17 protein-coding genes and 4 pseudogenes are annotated in these 25076 nt (G+C 76.4%); 10 read left to right on the plus strand and 11 right to left on the minus strand.

The window, feature by feature from the left end:
* Window positions 1-101: 101 nt before the first annotated feature.
* Window positions 102-1637: a hypothetical protein gene (locus L6E17_RS01890; RefSeq protein ID WP_236239034.1), complete on the minus strand. Its 1536-nt coding sequence runs from the start codon at window positions 1635-1637 to the stop codon at window positions 102-104.
* Window positions 1638-2173: 536 nt separating this feature from the next.
* On the opposite strand from L6E17_RS01890, the gene L6E17_RS01895 reads away from it, so the two are divergent.
* From L6E17_RS01895 to L6E17_RS01905, 3 genes and pseudogenes are all read left to right on the plus strand, one after another.
* Entirely contained in the window at window positions 2174-2929 is a 756-nt protein-coding gene (locus L6E17_RS01895) for a LamB/YcsF family protein (RefSeq protein WP_236239606.1), read from the plus strand.
* The gene (locus tag L6E17_RS01900) at window positions 2926-3540 is read left to right on the plus strand and encodes an allophanate hydrolase subunit 1 (RefSeq protein ID WP_236239035.1); all 615 of its coding nucleotides are present in this window, start codon (window positions 2926-2928) and stop codon (window positions 3538-3540) included. The genes L6E17_RS01895 and L6E17_RS01900 overlap by 4 nt, the downstream gene beginning before the upstream one ends.
* 10 nt (window positions 3541-3550) lie before the next feature.
* Window positions 3551-4412 (plus strand): annotated as a pseudogene (locus L6E17_RS01905) (biotin-dependent carboxyltransferase family protein).
* A gap of 922 nt (window positions 4413-5334) precedes the next feature.
* Here L6E17_RS01905 and L6E17_RS30820 read toward each other — a convergent pair.
* From L6E17_RS30820 to L6E17_RS01930, 5 genes and pseudogenes are all read right to left on the minus strand, one after another.
* Window positions 5335-5835, minus strand: a pseudogene (locus L6E17_RS30820) (SGNH/GDSL hydrolase family protein); the annotation flags it as partial.
* A 509-nt stretch (window positions 5836-6344) separates the two neighbouring features.
* Window positions 6345-7508 (minus strand): annotated as a pseudogene (locus L6E17_RS01915) (glycosyltransferase); the annotation flags it as partial.
* Window positions 7509-7823: 315 nt separating this feature from the next.
* Complete coding sequence (locus L6E17_RS01920; protein ID WP_236239036.1) at window positions 7824-8948, minus strand: glycosyltransferase family 1 protein; 1125 nt, start codon at window positions 8946-8948, stop codon at window positions 7824-7826.
* Window positions 8949-9596: 648 nt separating this feature from the next.
* A pseudogene (locus L6E17_RS01925) lies at window positions 9597-11016 on the minus strand (HEAT repeat domain-containing protein).
* Window positions 11017-11285: 269 nt separating this feature from the next.
* Window positions 11286-11681: an ankyrin repeat domain-containing protein gene (locus L6E17_RS01930; protein ID WP_236239037.1), complete on the minus strand. Its 396-nt coding sequence runs from the start codon at window positions 11679-11681 to the stop codon at window positions 11286-11288.
* A 254-nt stretch (window positions 11682-11935) separates the two neighbouring features.
* Between L6E17_RS01930 and L6E17_RS01935 the strand changes: the two genes are divergently transcribed.
* Together L6E17_RS01935 and L6E17_RS01940 are read left to right on the plus strand one after the other, a co-directional pair.
* Window positions 11936-12130: a hypothetical protein gene (locus L6E17_RS01935; RefSeq protein ID WP_236239038.1), complete on the plus strand. Its 195-nt coding sequence runs from the start codon at window positions 11936-11938 to the stop codon at window positions 12128-12130.
* Window positions 12131-12195: 65 nt separating this feature from the next.
* Window positions 12196-13791, plus strand: coding sequence for a hypothetical protein (locus L6E17_RS01940; RefSeq protein WP_236239039.1), 1596 nt, complete (start codon window positions 12196-12198; stop codon window positions 13789-13791).
* Window positions 13792-14668: 877 nt separating this feature from the next.
* Here L6E17_RS01940 and L6E17_RS01945 read toward each other — a convergent pair.
* Entirely contained in the window at window positions 14669-16174 is a 1506-nt protein-coding gene (locus L6E17_RS01945) for a PLP-dependent aminotransferase family protein (protein WP_236239040.1), read from the minus strand.
* 102 nt (window positions 16175-16276) lie between these two features.
* Here L6E17_RS01945 and L6E17_RS01950 point away from each other — a divergent pair, with 102 nt between their 5' ends.
* From L6E17_RS01950 to L6E17_RS01965, 4 genes are all read left to right on the plus strand, one after another.
* Window positions 16277-16948: a YitT family protein gene (locus L6E17_RS01950; RefSeq protein ID WP_236239041.1), complete on the plus strand. Its 672-nt coding sequence runs from the start codon at window positions 16277-16279 to the stop codon at window positions 16946-16948.
* Window positions 16945-17727, plus strand: coding sequence for a glycerophosphodiester phosphodiesterase family protein (locus L6E17_RS01955; RefSeq protein ID WP_236239042.1), 783 nt, complete (start codon window positions 16945-16947; stop codon window positions 17725-17727). Before L6E17_RS01950 ends, L6E17_RS01955 begins: the two co-directional genes overlap by 4 nt.
* Before the next feature lie 16 nt (window positions 17728-17743).
* On the plus strand, window positions 17744-19105 hold the full coding sequence (locus tag L6E17_RS01960; protein ID WP_236239043.1) for an MFS transporter: 1362 nt from the start codon (window positions 17744-17746) through the stop codon (window positions 19103-19105).
* Between the two features lie 297 nt (window positions 19106-19402).
* Complete coding sequence (locus tag L6E17_RS01965) at window positions 19403-19777, plus strand: RNA polymerase-binding protein RbpA (RefSeq protein WP_010468770.1); 375 nt, start codon at window positions 19403-19405, stop codon at window positions 19775-19777.
* A 386-nt stretch (window positions 19778-20163) separates the two neighbouring features.
* On the opposite strand, the gene fxsA is transcribed toward L6E17_RS01965, so the two are convergent.
* From fxsA to L6E17_RS01985, 4 genes are all read right to left on the minus strand, one after another.
* On the minus strand, window positions 20164-20706 hold the full coding sequence (gene fxsA / locus L6E17_RS01970) for an FxsA family membrane protein (RefSeq protein WP_236239044.1): 543 nt from the start codon (window positions 20704-20706) through the stop codon (window positions 20164-20166).
* Window positions 20707-20749: 43 nt separating this feature from the next.
* Window positions 20750-21523, minus strand: a complete 774-nt coding sequence (locus L6E17_RS01975) for a polyprenol monophosphomannose synthase (protein WP_236239045.1) — start codon at window positions 21521-21523, stop codon at window positions 20750-20752.
* Window positions 21524-22053: 530 nt separating this feature from the next.
* The gene (locus L6E17_RS01980; RefSeq protein ID WP_236239046.1) at window positions 22054-23682 is read right to left on the minus strand and encodes an amidohydrolase; all 1629 of its coding nucleotides are present in this window, start codon (window positions 23680-23682) and stop codon (window positions 22054-22056) included.
* Window positions 23683-23736: 54 nt separating this feature from the next.
* A complete protein-coding gene (locus L6E17_RS01985) occupies window positions 23737-24177 on the minus strand; it encodes an Lrp/AsnC family transcriptional regulator (protein WP_236239047.1) in 441 nt (146 codons plus the stop codon).
* A 202-nt stretch (window positions 24178-24379) separates the two neighbouring features.
* On the opposite strand from L6E17_RS01985, the gene L6E17_RS01990 reads away from it, so the two are divergent.
* Window positions 24380-24763 (plus strand): hypothetical protein, encoded by a 384-nt coding sequence (locus L6E17_RS01990; protein ID WP_236239048.1) that lies wholly within the window; start codon window positions 24380-24382, stop codon window positions 24761-24763.
* Window positions 24764-25076 lie beyond the last annotated feature (313 nt).

The following is a 25076-nucleotide window of genomic DNA, read 5'->3' on the forward strand; positions in this document are numbered from 1 at the left end:
GGCGGTGACCGCAGCGGCGCGCGGGCGGTGGCGCCGGGCTCGTGCGGTCCGCCGCGCGGGTATGGCCCGTGCGGGCCGCCCGGGGCGGGGGCCGCGGCCGGTCACGCGGTGTCCGTCCGGGCGGCGGCCATCCCGGCGGCGTCGAGGAGGGCGGTGCCGACGATGAGGTCGGCGCCGCCGAACTCGGGGTCGTCGAGCGGCGTGCCGTCGTCGACGGCGAACAGCAGGCGCTGCTCGCCCTGCCGGTAGGCGGTGCCGACCGGGGGGCTCGCGGCGTGCACCGCGAGGAGGGCCACGAGGTACGGCAGGTCGGGGTCGCGGCGGCGGGCGTCGGCGAGGAGCCCGGAGAGGCGGCGCGGGGCGTCGTGCTCCAGGTCGAGGAGTTCCATGGCCATGGTGAGCTGCGCCTCGCTGAACCGGCTGTCGTCGGGTGTGGCGATCAGGTCCGGCTTGGGCATCTCGGCGCCGAGGTGCTCGCGCTCCTGCGGCGGGGTGAGGAGCAGGTCGACGAGGTCGCCGAGGCGGACGGCCCCGGGGCTGCGCAGTCCCGTGCCGCGGGCGAAGTAGGCGTCGGTGACGCGGACGGCCTGTTCCCTGGGCAGCGGCAGCAGCGGGGCGAGGAGCTGGCCGTGCAGGTCGAGGCCGGTGCGGGCGGCGGGCCGGGCGAAGGCCTGCCGGTCCTGCTCCGCGCGGAACAGCGGTCCGGCCTCCAGGAGGCGGGACTGGAGCTGGGTGTGGCGGCGGATGCAGTCCTTGACGATGTCGACGAGTTCGGCGGCGCGCCGCTTGTGCTCGGGGTCCTCCGCCTCGTCGCGCGCCTTGCGGATGTTGGTGAGGATCGCGTTCTCGTGCCGGTAGCGGTCGGCGACGTGGGCGAGGGCCTCGTCGATCATGTCGGGGACGGCGCTGAGCCAGTCGACGACCCGGACGTTGCGCCGGGTGGCCTCCAGGGTCCTGCGGAGCGTTTCCGCGTACTGCACGGTGCGGTAGCGGGCCTGCTCGGCGGCGAGCTGCGCGTCCGCCAGCCGGCCGCGGCTGATGAGGACCTCCAGCTTGACCTCGGCGGCGATCTGGGCACTGGTGACGTCCGTGTCGAGGGCGCCGACGAGGACGTTCACGGCTTCGTCCGTGGTGCGGAGGTAGACCGCGCCGCCGTAGCCGGGGACCTCCTCGATGAGCTTGAAGTCGTAGTCGCGGCGGACGTAGACGCCGTCGGCGCCGAACGTGCCGTACACGGCGCGGAAGCCGCGGTCGACGCTGCCGACGTTGATCAGGTTCTCCAGCACCCAGCGGGCGACCCGCTCGTGCTCGGCGGCGGGTCGCCGGGGTGCCTGCGCGGCGACGCGGGGCAGCAGCCGGGCGACGATCTGCTCGTGGTCGGCGCCGGTGTCGAAGTCCATGTTGAGCGTGACGAGGTCGATCGCCGCGAGGGCGACCTCCGCCATGGCGTAGACCGAGTACTCCCCCGCCAGGTTCGCCTTGCGGGCGTCCAGGTCGTGCAGCGGAGCGGTGCAGGCGAGGGCGCGCAGGCGGCGCGCCAGCCCTTCGTCGGCGGCCGGGCCCTGCGCGGGCCTCGGCCCCGCGCTGAGCTGGGGCGCAGCGGCTTCCGTCGGTTCCGTCGGGGCAGGCGAAGTCACGGTGGACAGAGTAGGTCCTCGGACTGACAGCGGTCGAAACGGCGGACCTCCGGGGACACTGATCCTTTACGGTGGCGGGCACCGCGCGGTGGTGCGCCGGGCGGCAGGGCCGGTGGCGGGAGCGGAGCGGGAAGGTCTGCGTGGACATGCACACGAACAGGGACGGCGGGTACGGCGTGTTCCGCGGGGGCGCCGGTCCGCGCGGCGGCGGGCAGGCGCCGGGCGGCGAGGGGTACGCGGGCCTGCGCGGGAGCCGGGGCGGGGACCGGAACCGGGGTGCGCGCGGTGAGGCCCGGACCGTGCGCCTCGACGGGGGCGCGGGCGGTGTCGGAGGTGCGGGCCTGCGCGGGGGCCCGGACGTGCCCGCGGGCGGGGCCGGTGACTCGGGCGGCGTGCCGGGATCCGCGCGCCCGGACGCGGGCGCGGGTGGCGGTGGCGGTGGCGACCGCGGCGCGGGCACCCCGCCCGGGGCGGTGCCCCGGCACGGGGACAGGCTCCGGCACGAGGGCACGGACGCGGGCCCGGGCGGGGCGGGCGTGTCGATCGACCTGAACGCCGACCTCGGCGAGGGCTTCGGGCGCTGGCGGCTGACCGACGACGAGGCGCTGCTGTCCGTGGTGACCAGCGCCAACGTGGCGTGCGGCTTCCACGCGGGCGACGCCGTCACCATGCGGCGGGTCTGCTCCCTCGCCGCGGAGCGCGGCGTGCGGATCGGCGCGCAGGTGTCGTACCGGGACCTCGCCGGTTTCGGGCGGCGCGCGATGGACGTGCCGCCGGACGAGCTGGCCGCCGAGGTGGCGTACCAGATCGGCGCGCTGGAGGTCTTCGCGCGGGCGGCCGGCGCCCGCGTCGCGTACGTCAAGCCGCACGGCGCGCTGTACCACCGCGTGGTGCGGGACGAGGAGCAGGCGGCGGCGGTGGTCGAGGGGGTGCTGCTCGCCGGGGCGCGGCTTCCCCTGCTGGGGCTGCCGGGGTCGCTGCTGCACCGGCTGGCCGGGGAGGCGGGGCTGCCGGTCGTCACGGAGGCGTTCGGGGACCGGGCGTACGCCGCGGACGGCACCCTCGTGCCGCGCGGGCGGGACGGGGCCGTGCTGCACGATCCGGCCGAGGTGGTGCGGCGGTCGGTGTCGATGGCGCTGACGGGTACGGTCACGTCGCACTCCGGCCGCCCGGTGGCCGTGCGGGCGCGTTCGCTGTGCCTGCACGGCGACACGCCGGGGTCGGTGGAGCTGGCGCGGCGGGTCCGGGCGGGCCTGGAGGAGGCGGGTGTCCGGGTGGAGCCGTTCGCGTGAGGGTGCTGGAGGTGGGCGAGCGGGCGCTGCTCGTGGAGTTCCCCGACGGTGCGGCGGCCTGGGCGTTCCACGCCGAGGTGCTGCGCCGGAGGGCGGCCGGTTCGCTGCCGCCCGTACGGGACGTGGTGCCCGGGGCGCGGACGGTGCTGCTGGACGGGGTGGACGATCCGCGTGCGCTGGCGGCCCAGGTGGTGCGGTGGACCCCGGAGCCGCTCCACGCGCGCGTGGAGCCGCTGGTCGAGCTGCCGGTGCGGTACGACGGGCCGGACCTGGCGGAGGTCGCCGCACTGTGGGGGGTGGCGCCGGAAGAGGTCGGGCGGATCCACGCGGGGCTGGAGCACCGGGTGGCGTTCTGCGGGTTCGCCCCCGGCTTCGGCTATCTGACGGGCCTGCCGGAGCGGTACCAGGTGCCGCGGCGGGCCACGCCCCGGACTTCCGTGCCTGCCGGGTCGGTGGCCGTGGCCGGCCCGTACACGGGTGTCTACCCGCGGTCGTCACCCGGTGGCTGGCGGCTGATCGGGGCGACCGACGCGGTGCTGTGGGACCCGGGCCGGGATCCCGTGGCGCTGCTGTCGCCGGGGGTGCGGGTGCGGTTCGTGGTGGTGCCGTGAGGGAGGCGACGTGACGGAGCGGGCTTTCACGGTGGTGCGGGGCGGCGCCCTGACCACCGTGCAGGACCAGGGCCGGCCGGGCCACGCCCACCTGGGCGTGCCGCGGTCGGGTGCGCTGGATCCGGGGGCCGCCGCGCTGGTGAACCGCCTGGTGGGCAATCCGGAAGGCGCGGCGGTGCTGGAGACGACGCTCGACGGGTGCGCGGTGCGGCCGCACCGCGCCGTGGCCATGGCGGTCGGCGGCGCGCCGTGCCCGGTCGCGGTCGACGGGCGGCCCGCCGCGTGGGGGCGGCGGTGCGGGTTCCGGCGGGCGCCGTGCTGGACGTGGGGCGGGCCGTGCGCGGCGTGCGGTCGTACGTGGCGTTCGCGGGGGCGTGGCGGTGGAGCCGGTGCTCGGCAGCCGGTCGGCGGACCTGCTGGCGGGGCTGGGCCCCGAGCCGCTGGCGGCGGGGGCGGTCCTGCCCTTGGGCCCGGGTCCGCTGCCGCTCGCGACCGGGTGCGACGCGGTGCCGTGGCCGGGTGTCCCGGGGGAGCTGGTGCTGCGGGTGCGGCTCGGTCCTCGGGACGGATGGTTCACGGAGCGGGCGCTGCGCGTGTTCACCACGGGTGCGTACCGGGTGTCCTCTGCGTCCAACCGGATCGGGCTGCGTACGGAGGGCCCGCCGCTGGAGCGGGCCGTGACGGCGGAGCTGCCGAGTGAGGGCATGGTGCGCGGTGCGGTGCAGGTCCCGCCGGACGGCCGCCCGGTGGTGTTCCTCGCCGACCATCCGACGACCGGGGGGTATCCGGTCGTGGCCGTGGTGCGGGAGGCGGACCTCGCGGCGGCGGCGCAGGCGGCGCCCGGCTCGACGGTGCGGTTCGTGCGGGGGTGAGCGGCTCCGGCGCCGACGCGCTCCGGTCACCCCGGCGACACGGTCGCGGACGGCCTCGGAGCGGAGGCGGCGGGGCCGGCGCCCCGGTGTCCCGTCGTCCCTGCCGTGCTCCCTTGCCCCCGTGCGTGCAGGCGGTGGCCGTGGTGGTCGCCCTTCCGGTGTCGGTTCGGCGTGCCGGAGAGGCGGCCGGATCCGCGGCGGGCTCCGCGGCCCGGCCGAGGCCTGCCGGGTCCGTGCGGGGCACGTCCGCCGGGGGCGGGTACGCGGGGAACGGGTCCGCGGGGACGGGTACACCGGGGGCGGGCACGCGGGGAACGGGTACCCCCGGGGGCGGGTCCAGCGAGCGGGGGTCGCCCGGGTGCAGGCCTGACGAGAGCACGCCCACCGAGTGCGGGCCCGCCGGGTACGGGCCCGCCGAGCGCTGGTCCAGCGAGCACGGGTCGCCCCAGTGCAGGCCCGGCGAGAGCACGCCCGCCGAATGCAGGCCCGCCGAGCGCGGGTGCAGGGAGCACGGGTCGCCCCAGTGCAAGCCCGGCGAGAGCACGCCCACCGAATGCAGGCCGACCAGGTACGAGCCCGCCGAGCGCGGGTCCGCCGGGGGCAGCGCGGCGAGTGCGGCTGCGGCTTCGCGCCGGGCGCGGGCGTCGAGGCGGGCGCCGGTGCCCCGCGCCCAGGCCGCCGTCTCGGCCCCGGCCAGTACGAGCAGCTGCGGCAGCAGGTCGCGGAACCGCCGTGCCACCCAGGCGGTCCCCGCGGTCGCCATCCACCGCAGGGTGTCCGCGCGGGTGGGCGGCGGCTGGTCCGGTACGCAGCCGGGAGCGGGACCGTGCGCCAGCCCCCGGTCGGCCGGCAGCGCGTGGAACCGCGCGGCCACGACGCGGTGGCCGCGCTCCCCGGGGTGGAGCCGGTCGGCGCTCCACAGGCTCCGGTCCTTCACCCACTCGGCGTCCGCGAGGTGCACGTGGACGGTGTCGTGGCGGGCGGACAGGGCGTGCACGACGGTGTTGACGGCGCGCTGGCGCCGGGCCAGGGGGCGGGCCAGCGGGGGTGGCAGCCGGAGCATGCGCCCCGGGTCGGGCAGACAGGCCGTCAGGAGCACCGTGCCGCCGCGGGCCAGTCGGCCCAGAGCACGGTCGAGGTCGGCGGCCACCTGGGCGATGTCGAAGGAGGCCCGCAGGGTGTCGTTGAGCCCCACGACGACGGCGGCCAGATCGGGCCCGTAGGCGAGGGCGCGCGGTACCTGCTCCACGGCCACGTCCCGTACGAGCGCGCCGCTGACCGCGAGGTTGCGGAACTCGGCGGTGCGCGGCGCGTCCTCCGGCGACAGGGCCCCGGCGAGGAGCGCCGCCCAGCCGCGCAGGCCGGCTGCGACGGGGTCGCCGACGCCCGCGGTGAGGGAGTCACCCAGCGCGGCGAACCGCAGGGGGCGGGCGGGATCCGCGGGCCGGGCGGAGGCGCGGTTCTCCCCGGCTCGCCGGACGCCGCCCGCGCCGCCGGCGAGGGGGGCGGGAGGGCGCGGCCTGCGCCGGGGACGGCCGCGGCCGCGGGGTCGGCGAGCAGTCGGGCGGGGACGGCAGGGTCTGCCGGTGGAGGCGAAGCCGGGGGTGCGGGGGCGGCGTCCCCGCGTCGGGGGCGGTCACGGGGCTTCCCCGGTTCTGGGGGCCGGGGCCTGCCCGCCGCTGCCTCCCGCCAGGACCGCAGGCCCCGGGCCGCCCGGCGCGGCCGCGGGCGGCCCGGGGCGTACCGCGCGCCGCCGTCGGGCGGAGCCTGCGGGACGGCGCCGTGAGGGACGCCGTACGCCGCGGCCGGTGCGGTCTCGGGCGGGACGCCGTGCGCAGCACCGTGCACGCCCCCACGTGCCGCGTCATACACGCCACGCTGCGGGCCGTCGTGCGCCGCGTCATACGCGCCACCCTGCGGGCCGTCGTGCGCCGCGTCGTGCGCCGTGAGGAAGGCGGCGACCGCGCGGTCCCACGAGAAGAGCTCCGCCCGGGCCCTGGCCGCGGCGCGGCGCACCCGCTCCGGACGGGACAGTACGGCCTGGACGGCGGCGGCGAACGCCTCCGGCGTGTCGCGGGCGGCGACACCGGCCCCGGCGACGACCTCCGGCAGCGCGGAGGAGGCACTGACGACGACGGGCGTGCCGCAGGCCAGGGCCTCCAGCGCGGACAGTCCGAAGGTCTCGGCCGGCCCCGGTGCCAGGCACACGTCCGCAGCCGCCTGGAGCCCGGCGAGGGTCTGCCGGGCCCGTATGTGCCCGACGAAGTCCACAGGCAGCCGCAGCTCCCGGGCCCTGCGCTCCAGTGAGCGGCGCAGGGGGCCGTCGCCGGCCACGACGAGGGCCGCGCGCACGCCCCGGTGCCGCAGCACCGCCAGGGTGTCCAGGGCCATGCCGGGACGCTTCTCGACCGACAGCCGGGAGCAGAGCAGCAGGAGCACGTCCGCCCCCCGCGCGTAGTGCGCCCGCAGGGCGTCGTCGCGCTGGTCGGGTCGGCGTCGGCGCAGGTCGACGCCGAGCGGTGCCCGCACGACGTTCCGCGCGCCGATCCGGAGGAACTCCCGCTCCGCCCACCGCGTGGTGCACACGATCCTGCTGTACGCCCAGGCGCTGCGCCGGTTGAGCCGGTCCGCGAGGCCGGCCGCGGGGCCCGGCGGCACGCCCCAGGCGCGCAGCACGCCGTCGGCGGTCTCGTGGGACACCATGACGGCCGGGACGCGGGCGCGGCGTGCCCACTCCCCCGTCCAGCGCAGGGTGGTGCGGTCGCAGACCTCAAGGCGGTCGGGGGCCAGTTCCCCGAGCAGCCGGCTCAGCGCCCGGCGTCCGGCGAGGACGCGGTAGCCGCCGGTCCCGGGCAGTTCGGGTCCGGGGAGGGTGATGACCCGGCCCTGCGGGGTGTCCTCGTCCGCGGCCTCGGCGCCGGGGACGACGAGGACGGGCTCGTGGCCCGCTGCCGCGTAGCCCCGGCCGAGCTCGTCGAGGGCGGTGCGCAGCCCGCCGGACGCCGGGGCGACGAAGTTGGCGAGCCGCACGATCCGCAGCCCGCGGGCCCCGCCTGCGGCGGCCGCGCCGCTCCCGCCGAACGCAGGGAACGGCATGACCGGACCGTACGCACGGGTCACGGCGCCCTCGTCGAGCCCGTCCCCCGGGCCGGACACGGCGCCGGGGCCGGACACGGCACCGGCGGCGCCGACCGCACCGCGCGGGTCGGAAGCACCCCGTCCGCCGGCTGCGCCGCGCACGTCGGTGGCCTGGTGACCGCTGCCGGCACGGCGGTGCGTACCGCCCGTCCCCGCGCGCCGCCGCCTCCCGGCCGTCGCCCGCCCCGCGTGCTTCCACGGCACGGGCACCGGCACCGGTCCCGCCGCCCCCCTCACCGGTCCCGCCGCGCCCGCTGCTGCCGTACGCGGCGCTCATGCCGCCACCGCCCGCTGCGCCCGGCTGTCCAGCACCTCCGCGTAGTGGTCGAGCAGCCGGTCGCCGACCGCCTGCCACGTACGCCCCTCCACGGCGGCCCGCCCGGCACCGCCGTAGTCCGTGCGGCGGGCGGGGTCCGCGGCCAGCCCGGCGACGGCCGCGCACAGGGCGTCCGGGTCGTGGGGCGGGACGAGCAGGCCGGTCACGCCATGCCGTACGAGGTCCAGCGGGCCGCCCGCGGCCGGGGCCACCACGGGGAGCCCGCAGGCCATGGCCTCCTGCACGGTCTGGCAGAACGTCTCGTAGGGCCCGGTGTGGGCGAACACGTCGAACGACGCGAAGATCGTGGCCAGTTCGTCCCCCGTACGCCGGCCGAGGAAGACCGCGCCGGGCAGGGCGGTCCGCAGGCCGGGCTCGCTGGGCCCGTCGCCGACGACCACGACGCGTACGCCGGGCAGGCCGCACACTCCTGCCAGCAGTTCCACGTGCTTCTCGGGCGCGAGCCGCCCGACGTACCCCACGAGCAGTTCGCCCCGGGGCGCGAGGGTGCGGCGCAGTGCCTCGTCCCGCCGACCGGGCCGGAAGCGGTCGGTGTCGACGCCGCGCGGCCACAGGTGGACCCGCGGCACGCCGTGGGCGGCGAGGTCTCGGGCGGCCGCGGTGGACGGGGCGAGGGTCCGGTCCGCGGCGGCGTGCACCGCCCGCATGCGCCGCCACGCGGCCGCCTCCCCGCGCCCAGGTAGGCGCGGGCGTAGCCGCCGAGGTCGGTCTGGTAGACGGCGACGGCGGGCAGCCCGAGGCGGCGGCGGCCGCCATGCCCCGCACCCCCAGCACGAAGGGGCGGCGAGGTGGACGAGGTCGGCCCGGTGGGCGGCGATCGCGGCGCCGGCGCGCCTGCTGGGCAGCGCCACCCGGACCTGCGGGTAGCCGGGCAGCGGCAGTGCCGGGACGCGCACGACGGGGCAGGGCGCCGGTTCCGTGTCGCCCGTCTCGGGGCCGGCGGGGGCGATCACGAGGGGCTCGTGGCCGCGGGTGGCGAGGTGCCGGGCGGTCTGGAGGGCGCAGTGGGCCACGCCGTTGACGTCGGGAGGGAAGGACTCGGTGACGATGACGACACGCATAGGGGTGTTGTCGCCGCGCCGGGCGAGGGGCCGCCGACTTGGATCTGTCGCCGCGGGGAACGCGCCATGAGCGTTTGGGCCCGGCCCGGTCCCGGGTGCCGGCCGCGGACGACCCGCTCCTCCCGCCCGGCCTGAACCCCGGACCGCACCGGCGGCGAACCGCCCCAGAACCCGGACCACACCGAGGAACCCGGCCCAAACCAAGGGACCCTGACCACACCGGGCACCCGGACCACACCGAGGGACCCGGGCCACCCCAAGGACCTCTACCACCCCTCGACCGGGCCCGCCCCGTCGACCCGGACCACGCAACCCATCGGGACCTCCAGGCCCCTCAGCCCCCTCAGGCACGGACGCCTCTCAGGCCCCTCAGACCCGAACGCCCCGCCCCGCCCCGCCCTGACCGCTCACGCCTCCCGGCCCCCGAGGCCCCGGCCAACCCCAACCACCCCGACCACCCCGACCACCCGGACCACCCCGACCACCCCAACGCTCCACGGACCGCTGACGCCCCGCGAACTGCTCAGACACCGACAGGGCTCGGACAGGCCCGACAGGGCACGCACAGGCCCCGGGTGCCGCACCGGTAAACGGGAACGCGGGGAGTCACCGGCGGCGCCGCCCCGAACGCGGTGCCGCCGCCGGCCGTCAGCGCGTCGGCGCGTCCGGTCCGATCCTGCTGCGGACCGCGGTCTGCACCTCGTCCTCCTCCGCCGGATCGCTGGCGAGGCGGCGCAGGCGCTCGGCGACGCGGAGGTCTCCCGTCTCGGCGTGCAGCGCGGCGACCTCCCGGGTGGTCTCTTCGCAGTCCCACAGGCATTCGACGGCGAAACCGGTCCGGAAGGAGGGGTCCGTCGCGGCGAGCGCGCGGGCGGTGCGGCCGCGCAGCTCCGAGGAGGCGGTCTCGCGGTAGACGTGGCGCAGCACGGGCGCCGCGCAGGCGATGCCGAGGCGCCCGGCGCCGTCGACGAGCGGGAAGAGGAGGCGGCGTCCGGCCCGTCGCCGCGGACGGCCCTGCGGAGGGCTCCCAGGACGAGAGGGGCGTCCTGGACGCCGCCGCGTGCGGCGAGCACGGCCCCGGCGGAACTGCCGAGGGCGTCGGGGCGGTGCACCCACCCGCGGGCGCGGTCGACGGCGTCTTCCCCGCACATCCGCTCGAAGGCGCTGACGGCGGCGTCGGCGACGAGGGGCGAGGTGCTGCTCGCGGCGGCCTCGATCAGGTCGAGTACGGCCGGGTCGCGCGCCTCGGCGAGGTAGTGGAGGGCGGCGCTGCGGGCGCCGTCGGGGCCGCTGCGGGCGGCCTCCAGGATGAGGGGCCGGTCGTCGGGTCCCGCGACCGCGGTGAGGCAGCGGGCGGCGGGCGCGTGCAGCAGCGCACCGCGCTCCTCCAGGCCCTGCTGGGCCCAGTCGAACACGGCCTGGACGCTCCAGCCGGGACGCGGCCCGGTGGGGCGCATCTGGCGCTGCCAGCGGTCGAAGGAGCCCTGCTCGCCCGCGGCGCGCACCCGGGCGCCGACGGCTTCGCGCGGGTCGTCGGCCCACAGCCGCCACGGCCGGGGCTCGTAGGCGTCGCGCACGGCGGCGGCCAGGGCGGCGTCGCCCTCGGGGTGGCCGGGAACCGCGCCAGGACGGGGTCGGCGAGGCGGCGCAGCGCGGCGTCGTCGTCGCGCAGGGCGAGCTCGTCGAGGGCCCAGGCCCAGTTCGCGCCGGTCGTGACGTAGCGGCGCAGCAGCAGGAGCGCGTCGAGCCGGCCGTACGCGGCGAGGTGGCCGAGGACGGCGAGGGCGAGACCGGTGCGCGACTCCTCGGTGTCGACGTGGTCGTCGGGGCCGAAGAGGTGCTCTTCGACCGCCTCCAGCCCGCCGTGCAGGTCGAGGTAGAGGCGGGCGTAGTAAAGGGAGCGGTTCTCGACCTGCCAGTCGCGGCGGGGGTCGTTGAGGACGCAGTGGTCGAGGGCAGCGAGGGCTTCGGCGCGCGGGGCGGCGAGCGCGTGCAGCGTGCCGTCGCCGCGCCCCCTCTGGAGCAGGCCGAGCAGGGTGCCGCTCGGCGCTATGACTGGTTCGAACATGGGAGATGCCTCACATCAAGCTGTCGACGTGGCCGGGCCGCCGGTTCGCGGGGACGTCCGGGGTGGGGTGGCCGGCTAGGCCGCGCAGCAACATGTGGAGCCGCCCGTCGTCTGCCGCTTGGTGTCAGCCATCGTTCCTGCCTCTGCCTTCTTCCTCGTGAGGCCCCCGGTGGGCCCCGTCGTCGTCATGATGACCCAGCGTTTTCCCCGCCGCGACCACATTTACGGTGCTGTGTGCACCGGGGGGCCATGCCCTGTTCGGGGCCGGTTCACCGCGCCGCGAACAGCTCCAGGAGGTCTGTCTTCCCAAACATGCGGGCGGTATCCACGGCTGACGGAGTGCCGGCTTCCGGATCGGCGCCGCCGGCGAGGAGGGCGCGCACCACGGCGTCCTCGCCCTTGAACACGGCGCCCGCGACGGGGGTCTGGCCGCGGTCGTTGGGGCGGTTCGGGTCGGCGCCGCGGGCCAGCAGGGCGGTGACGGCCTCGGCGTGGCCGTGGTAGGCGGCGAGCATGACGAGCGTGTCGCCCTGCTCGTTGGCGAGGTCGGCCGGGGCTCCCGCGTCGACGTAGGCGGCGAGCGACGCCGCGTCCCCCGAGCGTGCGAGGTCGAAGATCTTCGACGCGAGGGCGACGACCTCGGGGTCCGGTGTCTCTTCACTCATCTGCGGCCACCTTCCTGGCTCGTGTGCTGCTTCCGGGGCTCGCGCGGCGGGCCAGGCCCGAGTCAGCCGAGGTCAGCCGTACGAGTGAACCGACAGGGTACTGCCCGCCGCGGGGGCCGAGGGGCGCCCCGCGGTGTACGCCGGTCAAGTGAAAACACTGACTTTTCACCCTTTTGCACCTTTTGCGGCATAGATGCTTGCGGTGAGCCTGGAATGACTCATGGTGACTGTCCCTTCAACCAGGAGAACCGCTCATGATCCTCTCGATCTCAGGCGTGGTGCTGCTCGCGATCATCGTCTTCCTCTTCTTCAAGAGGGACGGGCTCAAGGCGTCCCACGCCATCGTCTGCGCCCTCTTCGGCTTCTACCTCGCGGGCACCGCCATCGCCCCGAGCATCACGGCGGGCGGCCAGAGCCTCGCCAGCCTGCTGGGCGGCATCAACTTCTGACGCCGGCCCGCAGCACCGGCCCTCCCCTCCCTTCCACGAACCCACCAGGACCCCCAGGAGACGACGTGGCCCGGCGACCACTCCCCCGCATCCTCACCAGCGGCAGCGTTCCGATCGCTCGCGGCCGAGAGATCGTGCGCACGGCGGCCGACAACGCCACGGACGTCCTCCATCCGCTGATCACCATCGGCCGGGGCCTGCGGAAGCTCGCGGCGGCCGGGCGCGCGAAGTGGGCGGACACCCCCAAGGAGCGGCGCGGTCCCACGCTGCTCGTGGCCGCCGCGTGCGTCCTGGCCGTACTGCTCATGCCGTACGGGCCCCTGCTGGCCCTCATGGCGGTGATGGCCGCGGCCGCGTGGAAGGGGCGGGAGCGCCCCGTGGTGAAGACGGGTCCGGACGAGGCCGAGGCGGAACGGCTGAAGGCGCTGTACGAGGCGCTGGTGCCGTACTTCTCGGTGCCCGAGGACCCGAGTCCGCTGTACGCGCACGGCGGTGCGTGGACGGCGGTCTTCAGTGACGTCGCCTTCGACGGCGACGGCCGGCCCACCCGGTTGCAGATCGCGTACCCGGCGTACTTCCCCGACGGCGATCCCGGCTCGCGGGCCCGGATCGAGCAGCTGCTCGCCGCCAAGTCGGGGCGCGACCGCGAGTACCGCTTCGACTGGGACGAGGAGGGCAACCGGCTGGCGGTGCGGGTGCTGCCGGCGCTGCCCGCGTCCATCGTGGCGCAGCGGTTCGTGACGGTGCCCGGTGAGACGGTGCTCGGCTTCACCGACGAGGACGCCGTCCAGCGCACCGTCCCGGTGCGGGACGGCGACGGGTCGCGGGACGCGCCGCCTGTGGTGTGGCGTACGGGGCCGCGCTCGACGGAGCCGCACCTGCTGGCGGTGGGCCAGCCCGGCAGCGGCACCAGCACGCTGCTGCGGTCGGTGGCGCTGCAGGCCCTCCAGCACGCGGGGGACGTGCTGGTGGTGGAGGGCTGCGGTACGGGTGAGTACGCGTGCCTCGCCGGGCGGCACGGGGTCGTGGGCGTCGAGTGCGGGCTGCCGGGGGCGCTGTCGGCCCTGGAGTGGGCGGCCCACGAGACGGAGCGGCGGCTGGCGGCCGCGCACCGGGCCCGCGAGGCGGGCGAGCCGGTGCCGGCGGAGGTGCGGCGCCCGCTGTGGATCCTGCTGGACCGGCCGAGCGCGCTCGGCGACCTGGCGGCGTCCGAAGGCCGGCAGGACCCGCAGGAGCTGCTCGCCGTGCCGCTGCGGCACGGCCGGGCCGCGAACGTCACAGTCGTGTTGGCGGAGCAGTTCGACACGGTCGACGCGCTGAGCGACACGGTCCGCTCGCAGACCAGGGCGCGGGTGGCCCTCGGCCACGCCGCCCCCCACCAGCTCGCGGCCGTGCTGGGCGCACCGCCGCACACCACGCCCCCGCCGTACGTGCCCCCGGGGCGTGGCTACGCCCGGCTCGGCACGGGCCCTGTGCTGCGGCTCCAGGTGCCGGCCACCCCCGACCCCCACGACGACGCCACGGTGGACTCCCACCGCCGTGCGGTCCTCGACCTGCTTCCGGAACGGCACACCGAGGGGCGGCTGCACGTGCTCCCGCCGTCCGACCCCCTGGCCCCGGCTTCCCCGGTCCACGGGTCCCCCACGAGCCCCCGCCTGTGAGGTGCCGCTCCACGCGGCCCCCGCTCCCCAGGCCCCTGCCTACGGAGCTCCCGCGCAGGAAGGCGAGGTGCACCCGGCCCCCGCCGAGGAGATCCCGGCCCACCCGGCATCCGCCCGTGGGGTGCCACTCCACCCGGCCCCCGCCCCCCAGGCGCCGGCCTACGGGGTTCCGGCCGATCACGTGTCGGCCCACGCGCCCGCCGCGGACGAGGTCCCGGCTCACGCGGCCCCCGTGTACGAGGTTCCGGCCACCGCCCATGAACTGCCGGCCTACGCCGCCCCCGCCTACGAGGCCGCGGCCGCCACCCACGGCCTCCCGGTCCACCCGGCTCCCGACCGCGGAGGCCCGGCAACCGCCCACGGCCTGCCGACCCACCCGGCCCCCGCCGACGCGGTCCCCGCCCACCCGGCCCCCGTCCACGCGAGCCCGGCACCCACCGGCCCCGCACCCGCCGATCCCTCGCCCCCGCACCCGTCCCCGTCGGCCCCGCCGAGCCGGCCGGGGGCGCCAGGGCGGCGGTGCCTGCGGAAGCCGTGCCGATGCCGGAGCGCCTCCCGCGCCCTGAACCCGGCGGGCAAGCAGGCACGACGACCGGACCTCAGCGGAGCCGCGTCGGTGAAGCTCGACGGGGTGCCCGGCGGCCACGCGGCGGCAGCCGGTGACAAGCCCGCGCACCCGGACGCCTCATCCCACGCGCCCCCGCGCCGGGCGCACGGCCGCCGCCGCACCCGCACGGGGCCTCCGTACCCGACGGAACCCTCGCCCGGACCGGCGACCGGCCGCCCGGGCGAACACCCCACCCGGACCGGCGTCCGTACCCAGGCGCACGCCCCGCGCCCGACCTGCGGCCGCCCGGCGGCGGCCGCCCCGTACGCGTCAGGCCACGAAGGTGCGGGGCTCATGGGCCACCGCCCCCGCGCCGTTGCCCGCCCGCACCATGTGCGCGGCGGCCGCCAGCCGGGCGGCGGCCTCGTCCGCGACGGGCCCGCTCACGGTGAACGGCAGCCGCACATACCCCTCGAACGCGCCGTCCACGCCGAAGCGCGGACCGGACGGGACGCGCACCCCGGCCCGCTCCCCCGCCTCGGCCAGCCGGGACCCCGACAGTCCGCCCGTGCGCACCCACAGCGTGAGCCCGCCGTGCGGCACCTCGAACTCCCAGTCGGGCAGCTCCCGCCGGACGGCCGTGACCAGGGCGTCCCGGTTCTCCCGGGCCTGCACCCTGCGGAAGGCGACCGCCTCGGACCAGCCGCCGGTGCGCATCAGCCGCGCCACGGCCAACTGCTCCAGCACGGGCGTGCCCAGGTCGGCGTACGCCCGCGCGGCGACCAGGGAACGGATCACGTCGGGCGCGGCCCGCACCCAGCCGATCCGCATGCCGGCCCAAAACGCCTTGCTCGCGGAGCCCACCGTCAGCACGGTGCTGCCCGCCGGGTCGAAGGAGCACACCGGGCGCGGCATCCGCAGGTCCGCCTCCAGGTACAGCTCCGACATGGTCTCGTCGACCACCAGGACCGTGCCCGCCGAGCGGGCGGCCTCCACGAGCGAGCGCCGCTGGTCGTCGTCGGCGAGCGCGCCCGTCGGGTTGTGGAAGTCGGCGACGACGTAGGCGAGCCGCGGCGCCGCGTCCCGGAGCACCTGCCGCCAGCGGGGCAGGTCCCATCCGTCGAGGCCCGGCGCCATGGCGACCGGGACGAGCCGTGCCCCGGCCTCGCGCATGAGCTGGAGGATGTTCGCGTACGAGGGCGACTCGACGGCGATGCGCTCGCCGCGCCCGGCGAAGAGGTGGCAGATGGCGTCGATGGCGCCCATCGCGCCCGTGGTCACCATGATCTGCTCGGGCATCGTCGGGATGCCGCGCTCGGTGTAGCGTTCGGCGATCAACTGCCGCAGCACGGGCAGGCCCGCCGGGTAGTCGCCGTGCGTGTGGGCGTAGGGCGCGAGTTCGTCGAGGGCGCCCCGGAACCCCCGGGTGAGCCAGGGCTCGGGCGCGGGGAGGGCGGCGCAACCGAGGTCGATCATGGAGCCGAGGGCCTCGGGAGGCAGGGGTTCCAGGCCGCGGGCGGGCAGCGGGTTGCCCGCGGGCACGCTGGTCCAGCTGCCCGCGCCGCGCCGTGACTCCAGGAAGCCTTCGCCGCGCAGCGCCTCGTACGCGGCGGCGACCGTGGTCCGGCTGACGGACAGGGCGAGGGCCAGCTCCCGCTCGGCGGGGAGCCGTGCGGCGACCGGGACCCTGCCCTCCAGGACCAGCAGCCGGATCCCGTCGGCGAGGGCCCGGTAGGCCGGGGGCTTGCGCGTCCCGGGGCCGGCGGGCCGCGGCTGCTGGGCGGTGAGCTGCCGGGCCAACTGCGCGGCACCCACTGCTGAAGTCCACTCAGCCATGAAATCAGTCCACCTTCCTCGGATTGGCCATAGCTGCACCCCGATCCCCCGCCACAGAGTGACACAAGCCAGTCCACTACTGCCATTCAGGGGGGCACATCAATGTCCGGCATCGCCACCTCCGTCCGCGGAGGGCGTCTCTCCCGCCGCCTTCTCCAGCTCTACGGAGGGCTCGTGCTGTACGGGGCGAGTTCGGCGCTCCTCGTCCGCAGCGGCCTCGGCCTGGAGCCGTGGAACGTGCTGCACCAGGGCCTGTCGGAGCAGACGGGCCTGTCCATGGGACTGGTGCTGACCCTCGTGGGCGCCGGGGTCCTGCTGCTGTGGATCCCGCTGCGGCAGCGCCCGGGGCTCGGCACGGTCTCGAACGTCCTCGTCATCGGCGCGGCCATGGACGCGACCCTGGCGGCGCTGCCCGACGCCGAGGGCCTGCCGCTGCGGATCGCCGCCATGACCGGCGGCATCGTGCTGAACGGCCTCGCCACCGGCCTCTACATCGCGGCGCGGTTCGGTCCGGGACCGCGCGACGGGCTGATGACCGGGCTGCACCGGGTCTCCGGGCTCTCGATCCGGCTCGTGCGGACCCTCCTGGAGGTCGCGGTGGTCGCGACGGGGTTCGCCCTCGGCGGCTCCCTCGGTGTCGGCACCGTGCTGTACGCGCTGTCGATCGGCCCGCTGGCCCAGTTCTTCCTGCGCCGCTTCGCCGTCCCCGGTGCCGGCGGCGGCAGCACCGTGGTCGCCTCCGGGCCACCCGGGCAGGCCATACTGCGGCGGTGACTCTGCTACCGCATCCGCGTTCGAAGCCGCATCCGTACCTCGACCACCCCTCCCCCATCCCGTTCGCCCACCGGGGCGGGACGGCCGACGGGCTGGAGAACACCGCGGCCGCCTTCCGCCGGGCGGCCGACGCCGGCTACCGCTACTTCGAGACCGACGTCCACACCACGGCCGACGGCCGGCTGGTGGCCTTCCACGACGCGACCCTGGACCGGGTGACCGACGCCCGGGGCCGGATCGCGCGGCTGCCGTGGAGCGTGGTGCGGCAGGCGCGGGTGGCGGGCCGCGAGCCGCTCCCGCTCTTCGAGGAGCTGCTGGAGGAGTTCCCGCAGGCCCGCTGGAACGTGGACCTGAAGGCCGAATCGGCCCTGGCGCCGCTGGTGGGGCTCATCCGCAGGACGAACGCCTGGGACCGGGTGTGCGTGGGTTCCTTCAACGAGGCCCGGGTCGCGCGGGCGCGCCGCCTGGCCGGGGAGCGGCTGGCCACGTCGTACGGGGTGCGGGGCGTGCTGGCGCTGCGGCTGCGCGCCTACGGGATCCCGGCCGCGCTGCGCGCGGGCGCGGTGGCGGCCCAGGTGCCGGAGGTCCAGAGCGGTATACGGGTGGTGGACCGGCGGTTCGTCCGGGAGGCGCACGCGCGGGGCCTGCAGGTGCACGTGTGGACGGTGAACGATCCCGAGCGCATGACCTCTCTCCTGGACCTGGGGGTGGATGGCATCATGACCGATCATCTGGAGACGCTGCGTACGGTGCTCACCGGCCGGGGGGCGTGGCTCTGACACGAGGGGGGCGCGGGTGACCGCCGAGACCACCGACCGGGGGCCGGACGCGTCCGGCCCGCCGGCCGAGGACCGCCGGTACGAGCAACGCGGCTGGTACTTCTACGACTTCGCGTGCTCGGTCTACTCCACGAGCGTGCTGACGGTGTTCCTCGGCCCGTACCTCACGTCGGTCGCGAGGGCCGCGGCCGACGCCGACGGCTTCGTGCACCCCTTCGGCATCCCGGTGCGGGCGGGCTCGCTCTTCGCCTACTCGGTGTCCCTCTCGATCGTCCTCGCGGTGCTGGTGATGCCGCTCGCCGGTGCGGCCGCCGACCGGACCGGGCGCAAGAAGCCGCTGCTGGCCGCGGCCGCCTACGTGGGGGCCGCCGCGACGGCGGGCATGTTCTTCCTGGACGGCGACCGCTATCTGCTGGGCGCCTTCCTGCTGATCACGGCGAACGCCTCGCTGGCCGTGTCGATGGTGCTGTACAACGCGTACCTGCCGCAGATCGCGGAGCCGGACGAGCGCGACGCGGTGTCGTCGCGCGGCTGGGCCTTCGGGTACGCGTCCGGCGCGTTCGTCCTCGTCCTGAACCTGGTCCTGTACGGCGGGCACGAGTCCTTCGGCCTGTCGGAGGGGGACGCGGTGCGGATCTGCCTGGCGTCGGCCGGGGTGTGGTGGGGCGCGTTCACCCTCGTGCCGCTGCGGCGGCTGCGGGACCGCAGGGTGCCGCAGGGCCGAGCGGAGCCGGTCGGGTCCGGGTGGCGGCAGCTGGTGTCGACGCTCAAGGACATGCGGCGCCACCCGCTGACGCTGTCGTTCCTGCTCGCGTACCTCGTCTACAACGACGGCATCCAGACGGTGATCTCCCAGGCGTCGATCTACGGGTCGGAGGAGCTCGGGCTGGAGCAGACGACGCTCATCGTGGCGGTCCTGCTGGTGCAGGTCCTCGCGGTGGCCGGGGCCCTGGGGATGGGGCGGCTGGCACAGGCGTACGGCGCGAAGCGCACGATCCTCGGCTCGCTCGCGGTGTGGACGCTGATCCTGGTGGCCGGGTACTTCCTGCCCGCCGGGGCGCCGGTGTGGTTCTTCCTGCTGGCGTCCGCGATCGGCCTGGTGCTCGGCGGCAGCCAGGCGCTGTCGCGGTCGCTGTTCTCCCACCTGGTGCCGCGCGGCAAGGAGGCGGAGTACTTCTCGGCGTACGAGATGAGCGACCGGGGCCTGAGCTGGCCGGGCCCCTTGGTCTTCGGCCTGGCCTACCAGCTGACCGGGAGCTACCGGGACGCGATCGTCTCCCTGGTGGCGTTCTTCGCGCTGGGCTTCGTACTCCTCGCGCGGGTACCGGTGCGGCGGGCGGTGGCGGCTGCCGGAAATCCCGTACCCTCCCGAATCTGATCAATTCCGGCCGCTGAGTCCGCACAGGCGGGCCTGTTTTAGACGTGGAAGCGAAAGGGCTGTAGTGTACGCGTTTGGCCTGCCAGGAGGACCGTTACTGCGGGGTCACGCGACCAAAACGCTGGGTGACATCTTCTGTCAGATGTGACAAAACGGGCATTGGTGGGTACAAAAAGGGGCGGCACGACGGGCGACGCATTACCCACATCGGGAATCTTTACCGCCGACCGGACGTTGACCGGATGACGACGACAGCGACACCTGTCCTGTGGGCGACAAGCCCGGGAGGCACGATTCATGAGTGAGCGAGCTCTTCGCGGCACGCGCCTCGTGGTGACCAGCTACGAGACCGACCGCGGCATCGATCTGGCCCCGCGCCAGGCGGTGGAGTACGCATGCGAGAAGGGGCATCGGTTCGAGATGCCGTTCTCGGTCGAGGCGGAGATCCCGCCGGAGTGGGAGTGCAAGGTCTGCGGAAGCCAGGCGCTCCTGGTGGACGGGGACGGCCCCGAAGAGAAGAAGGCGAAGCCCGCGCGAACGCACTGGGACATGCTCATGGAGCGGCGCACGCGCGAGGAGCTGGAGGAGGTGCTGGCCGAACGGCTGGCCGTCCTGCGCTCCGGCGCCATGAACATCGCCGTGCACCCGCGCGACAGCAGGAAGTCCGCGTGACCGGGTAGCAGCGGCCACGCCACGACGCCGCGGGGGCGGTACGCAGCACGCGTACCGCCCCCGCGGCGTTTCCGTACGCGCGGGCAACCCGCCGCGGGCAGCCGCCTGACCGACCTTCCCGCGGTCGGCCGCGGGCGGCTCCACACGCTCTTCGGGCACCGGCCCCCGACTACCGGCCCCGCCCGCACCCCCGGCCGCGGGGTCAGCCCGCCCGCCGGACCGGCCCGCCGGCCGCGGGACCTGCGCGCGGCACCGTCCTCGGGCACCGGGCGGCGGGGCCGGGCCGCAGCGGCCCGTCCGGCCAGGGGCTCAGGCGCCCCGCGCCGGGCCGCGGCCCGGTCGCCCCCGCAGACCGGCCGCCCCCGGGCGCGGCGGCGCCGAAGCCGTCAGGGGTTCAGCGGGGTGCGGGGGGACTGGTCCCCCCGGGGAGGCTCGTCGTCGCGGATGACCTCGCCCTGGACGACCTTGCCGTCCGGGCGGTGGATCCGCGCCTGCCGCAGGGCGTCGCCCACCCGGCGGTCCAGCGCCCGTTCCGCGTAGCCGCCGACCGCCCCGCGCACCGCCGGGACCAGCAGCAGCAGACCGACCGCGTCCGAGATGAGGCCCGGCAGCATCAGCAGCACGCCGGCCAGCATCAGGAAGCCGTTGCCGCGGGCCCGCCGGTCGGCCGTCGGCACCGCGCCGTCCACCGGGCGCTGGAGGGTCTCGGACAGTACGGCGAAGGCCCGCCGCCCCGCCCGCTTCACGACGGCGCCGCCGAGCACCGCGGTGCCGAGCAGCAGGGCGAGCACGGTGAGGCCGCCGGCCTCACGGGCCACCAGGATCAGCAGCCAGATCTCCAGCACCAGCCAGGCGGCCACGCCGAGCGGGGCGAACGTGCGGACACGGGAGCGTGTGCGGGTGGAAGGGGTCGGTGCACCGGTCGTCATGCCCCCAGTGTGCCTGGCGCCGCGGCAAGGCCGCGTAAGACGGTCAGGACCGGGGTCTGCGGTGGCCGAGCAGCTGCGCGGCCCGCCCGCCGACGCCCCACGCGGTGACCCGCCAGAGCGCCTCGACCACGATGTCGCGGCTCATCTTGGAGTCGCCGTGCTCGCGCTCCACGAAGGTGATGGGCACCTCGATGACGTGGAAGCCCGCGGCCACCGCCCGCCGCGCCAGGTCCACCTGGAAGCAGTAGCCCTGGGAGGCCACGTCCTCCAGCCCGATGCCCTCCAGGGTCTCCCTGCGGAAGGCGCGGAAGCCGCCCGTGACGTCGCGGATCGGCACGCCCAGCAGCAGCCGCGAGTACGTGGAGCCGCCGCGGGAGAGGAACTCGCGGGACTTCGGCCAGTTCACCACGCGCCCGCCGGGGATCCAGCGGGAGCCGAGCACCAGGTCGGCGCTCTTCAGGGCCGTCAGCAGGCGCGGCAGCTCCTCCGGCTGGTGGGAGCCGTCGGCGTCCATCTCGACGAGGACGCCGTAGCCGTGCTCCATGCCCCAGCGGAAGCCGGCGAGGTACGCGGCGCCGAGGCCCTCCTTGCCCTTCCGGTGCAGGACGTGGACCTGGTCGTCCTCGGCGGCGAGCTCGTCGGCGAGCTTGCCCGTGCCGTCCGGGCTGTTGTCGTCGGCGATGAGGACCTCCGCGTCGGGCACGGCGGCCCGCACCCGCGAGACGATCGGCTTGATGTTCTCCGCCTCGTTGTAGGTCGGGATGATCACCAAGGCTGTACCGAGCGGGCCGTACCGCCTCTGGCCACCGTCGTTCACTACTGCCCCTTACGTCCTGTACGCAGGTCCCCACCATAGCGAGCAGCAGCGGCGCACGATCAGCAGAGGGGCCTTCCGGGGGGGCGGGGGGCCGTTCTGGGGCCCGGTGTCCTTCGGGCCGACCTGGGGCCCGCTGGCTGCGGGTCGTCCGAGAGCCGTTGTCTACTGAACCTCCGGGCCCCACCCGGGTCGCACCCGCCCCGGCCCGTCGCGGGCGGGGGGACCTCCTGCCGGGCGGCCCTCCCCCGCCGCTCGGCGCGGGCGCTGAACCTGGCTCCCAGCGGTGGTGCGCCGGTGCGGCACACCACCCCGCGATCCAGCGGCGCCCGGCGGCTGTGAGCAGGGCCTGCACGTTCGGAGGTCCGTGGTGGACCCGGCCGAACCTACCGGCCGCCGACCGCTCTCTGTCAACACCCGCCCCACCTGCGGCGATTGGAGGAACGCCCAGGTCAGCGACGAAGATCCGCAGGTAAGCGGGGAACCTCCGCGGGAGCGGCCCGTCCGGCGGCCTCCCCCGCCGGACGCCGAAGTCACTCGTTCGGTCGGACGAACACGGTCCGGCCGCCGACCACGGTGCGCAGACACACCGGCAGCGGCGCGTCGGGGCCCAGGTCGGGGAGTCCGGGAGTGCCCGAGCGCGGGTCGGTGGACCAGCGGGCCACCCGGTCGTCGGGGGCCTGCACCACCAGCTCGCCGGTGCGCCAGATCGCGAAGTCGGCGGGTGCCCCGGGCACGAGGACACCGGCGTCGTCGCGGCCGGTGGCCCGCCAGCCGCCCCGGGTGTGGGCGGTGAATGCGGCCCGTACGGACACCCGGTGCTCGGGGGTGCGGTGGAAGGCGGCGGCGCGGACGGTGCCCCAGGGGTCCAGCGGGGTGACGGGGCTGTCCGAGCCGAAGGCGAGCGGCACACCGGCCCGCAGCAGGGCCGCGTACGGGTTCAGGGTGCGGGCCCGCTCGACGCCGAGGCGCTGGGCGTACATGCCGTCGTCGCCGCCCCACGCCGCGTCGAAGGCGGGCTGCACGGAGGCGGTGAGGCCGAGTTCGGCGAACGCGGCGACGGTCTCGGGGGTGAGCATCTCGGCGTGTTCGACGCGGTGCCGGGCGGCGCGGATGCGGTGCAGGCCGACCGTCTCGGCGGCGGCCCGCACGCCGTCCACCACGGTGCCGACCGCGGCGTCGCCGATGGCGTGGAAGCCGGCTTGGAGCCCCGCCCTGGTGCAGGCGGTGACGTGGGCGGCGACGGCGGCGGCGTCGAGGTGCGCGGTCCCGGTGGCACCGGGGGCGTCGGCGTAGGGCTCGTGGAGGCAGGCCGTGTGGGAGCCGAGGGAGCCGTCGACGAAGAGGTCCCCGGCCGCGCCGAGGGCGCCGAGGGCGCGGATCCGCCGCGCGTCCTCCTCCCCGCCACGGGTTCCGCCCAGTAGCCGACCACCCGGGGCGGGCTCCTCGCCCGCGGCGAGCGCGAGCAGGGCGGTGAAGTCGGCCTCGTCGGAGATGTCGGGGCCGGCGCACTCGTGGACGGTGCCGATGCCGAGGGACGCGGCGTGCCGGAGCGCGGCCCGCTGCGCCTCGGTGCGCTGGGCGGGCGTGAGGGAGGCGTGCGCGGCGGCCCGTACGGCGTGGTGGGCGGCGCCGGTGAGGGGCGCGTCGGGGTGGTATCCGGCGAGGTCGGTGACGCCGGGCACGAGGTCGAGGAGGGCGGTGGTGGCGATGGCCGAATGCACGTCGACGCGGGGCAGGTAGAGGGGGCGCCCCCCGGTGGCCTCGTCGAGTTCGGCGCGGGTGGGGGGCCGCCCCTCGGGCCAGCGCGCCGCGTCCCAGCCGTGGCCGAGCAGGACCCGGTCGGCGGTGCGGGCGGACGCGAAGCGCCTTACGAGCGCGAGGGCCTCGACGAGGGTGGCGGCGCCCGACAGGTCGAGACCGGTGAGGGCGAGGCCGGTGGCGGTGGTGTGCACGTGGGCGTCCGTGAAGGCGGGGGTCACCAGGGCGCCTTCGAGGTCGATCACCTCGTCCGCGCCGGAGGCGAAGGCGTCGGCGGCGCCCTCGGACCCGACCCAGGCGACATGTCCCCGCTCGACGACCATCGCGGTGGCGAAGGGGTCGGCGGGGCTGTGGACGTCTCCACCGCGCAGCAGCACGGTCCGGTGTTCACGCTCGGTCATGACGTCAGCGTAGACACCGCCGCGGGCCGCCCGGCCGCCGAGGTCCGCCCCGGGTCAGACGCGCGGCGGCCGGGCCTCGTAGGGCGTGGACAGGACCACCGTCGTCCGGGTGGAGACGCCGGACTGGGAGCGGATCCGGGTGAGGAGGTGCTCCAGTTCGAGCGGGGTGGCGACCCGCACCTTGAGGATGTAGTTCTCGTCGCCGGCCACGCTGTGGCACGCCTCGATCTCCGGGATGTCGGCGAGGCGGTCGGCGATGTCGTCGGGGGCGCTGGGGTCGAAGGGTTTCACCGAGATGAAGGCGGTGAGGGGAAGCCCCACGGCCTCGGGGTCGACGACGGCCGCGTACCCGCGGATGACGCCGCGCTGTTCGAGGCGGCGGACGCGCTGATGCACGGCCGAGGTGGACAGGCCGGTGGCCTTGCCCAGGTCGGTGTAGCTCATGCGCCCGTCCTTGACGAGCAACTCGACGATCTGACGATCCAGCTCCTCCATGCGGTCAACCTATGGCCCCGGGCACCCTTCGGGACAGTCGGCGGCACACCGTACGGGCACCTGCGAGCGGCATGTGACGAACGCCACACATCCATGGTCATCCGGGATCGAGACCGGATGGTTACCTGCCGAGCCCGCGGGGAATTGCTTGCTGTGGTCGCGGCCGCATGCCTGGTCGGCCCACCCGAGGGGGAGATTCTCCATGCAGGAGCCTGTTGATTCGGTCGAGACGGAAGAGCTCGACACCTACGACGCCTTCGACATGGTCCGGGTGGTCTGCCCGGACTGCGCACAGTCGATCGCGCTGCTCGCGGACGAGGACGCCCTCCCCGAGCACGCGCTGTGCCCGACGCCGTGGAACCCGTTCGTCCTGTCGGTCTGCGCCGGTTCAGGCCGGCCCGCCTCCGACGCCTACGCGCCCGACGAGGCGCCGGAGGCGGTGGAGCAGGAGTTCGGCGTGCTGCTGACGCTCCCTCAGGAGCTCGACTGGCGCACCCAGCCGTTCTCGCACGTGGGCGGCCCCGGCTCGCGCCCGATCAAGGTGCCGCAGATGCGCCGGGCCCCCGAGCTGCGCCGGGCCGCCTGAGCCGCGCCCACCGCACGTCGCATCCGCGGGGCCGCAGCGCCCCGCAGATGCCGCTCGTCCCGCGGTACTCGGCCGCGTGCGGCCTCGGCCCCGCCGCCGTCCCACCGGGCCCTGCACCGCCGTGCAGGGCCCTTCTTCCGCCCGCAGCGCCGGGCCTCCTGCCTGGGTCGCAGCCGCCGGGCCGCACGGGCCTGCGCAAGCCGGCACGCCCCCACCGCGTCCTCCCCCGGCCAGGGACCGCGCCCGAGCCCGCCGGCTCCGCTTCCGCCCACAGCGCCGCGTCCCGGCAGGATCCCGCGCCTGAGCCCGCCGG

Source organism: Streptomyces sp. CC228A (assembly GCF_021390935.1).
Classification (GTDB): Bacteria; Actinomycetota; Actinomycetes; order Streptomycetales; family Streptomycetaceae; genus Streptomyces.

Excerpts from the sequence above, each read along its gene's own strand:
- L6E17_RS01920 (WP_236239036.1), bottom strand. The coding sequence starts at position 8,948 with ATGCGTGTCGTCATCGTCACCGAGTCCTTCCCTCCCGACGTCAACGGC.
- L6E17_RS01930 (WP_236239037.1), bottom strand. The coding sequence starts at position 11,681 with ATGAGTGAAGAGACACCGGACCCCGAGGTCGTCGCCCTCGCGTCGAAG.
- L6E17_RS01935 (WP_236239038.1), top strand. The coding sequence starts at position 11,936 with ATGATCCTCTCGATCTCAGGCGTGGTGCTGCTCGCGATCATCGTCTTC.
- L6E17_RS01945 (WP_236239040.1), bottom strand. The coding sequence starts at position 16,174 with ATGGCTGAGTGGACTTCAGCAGTGGGTGCCGCGCAGTTGGCCCGGCAG.
- L6E17_RS01950 (WP_236239041.1), top strand. The coding sequence starts at position 16,277 with ATGTCCGGCATCGCCACCTCCGTCCGCGGAGGGCGTCTCTCCCGCCGC.
- L6E17_RS01965 (WP_010468770.1), top strand. The coding sequence starts at position 19,403 with ATGAGTGAGCGAGCTCTTCGCGGCACGCGCCTCGTGGTGACCAGCTAC.
- fxsA (WP_236239044.1), bottom strand. The coding sequence starts at position 20,706 with ATGACGACCGGTGCACCGACCCCTTCCACCCGCACACGCTCCCGTGTC.
- L6E17_RS01980 (WP_236239046.1), bottom strand. The coding sequence starts at position 23,682 with ATGACCGAGCGTGAACACCGGACCGTGCTGCTGCGCGGTGGAGACGTC.
- L6E17_RS01985 (WP_236239047.1), bottom strand. The coding sequence starts at position 24,177 with ATGGAGGAGCTGGATCGTCAGATCGTCGAGTTGCTCGTCAAGGACGGG.
- L6E17_RS01990 (WP_236239048.1), top strand. The coding sequence starts at position 24,380 with ATGCAGGAGCCTGTTGATTCGGTCGAGACGGAAGAGCTCGACACCTAC.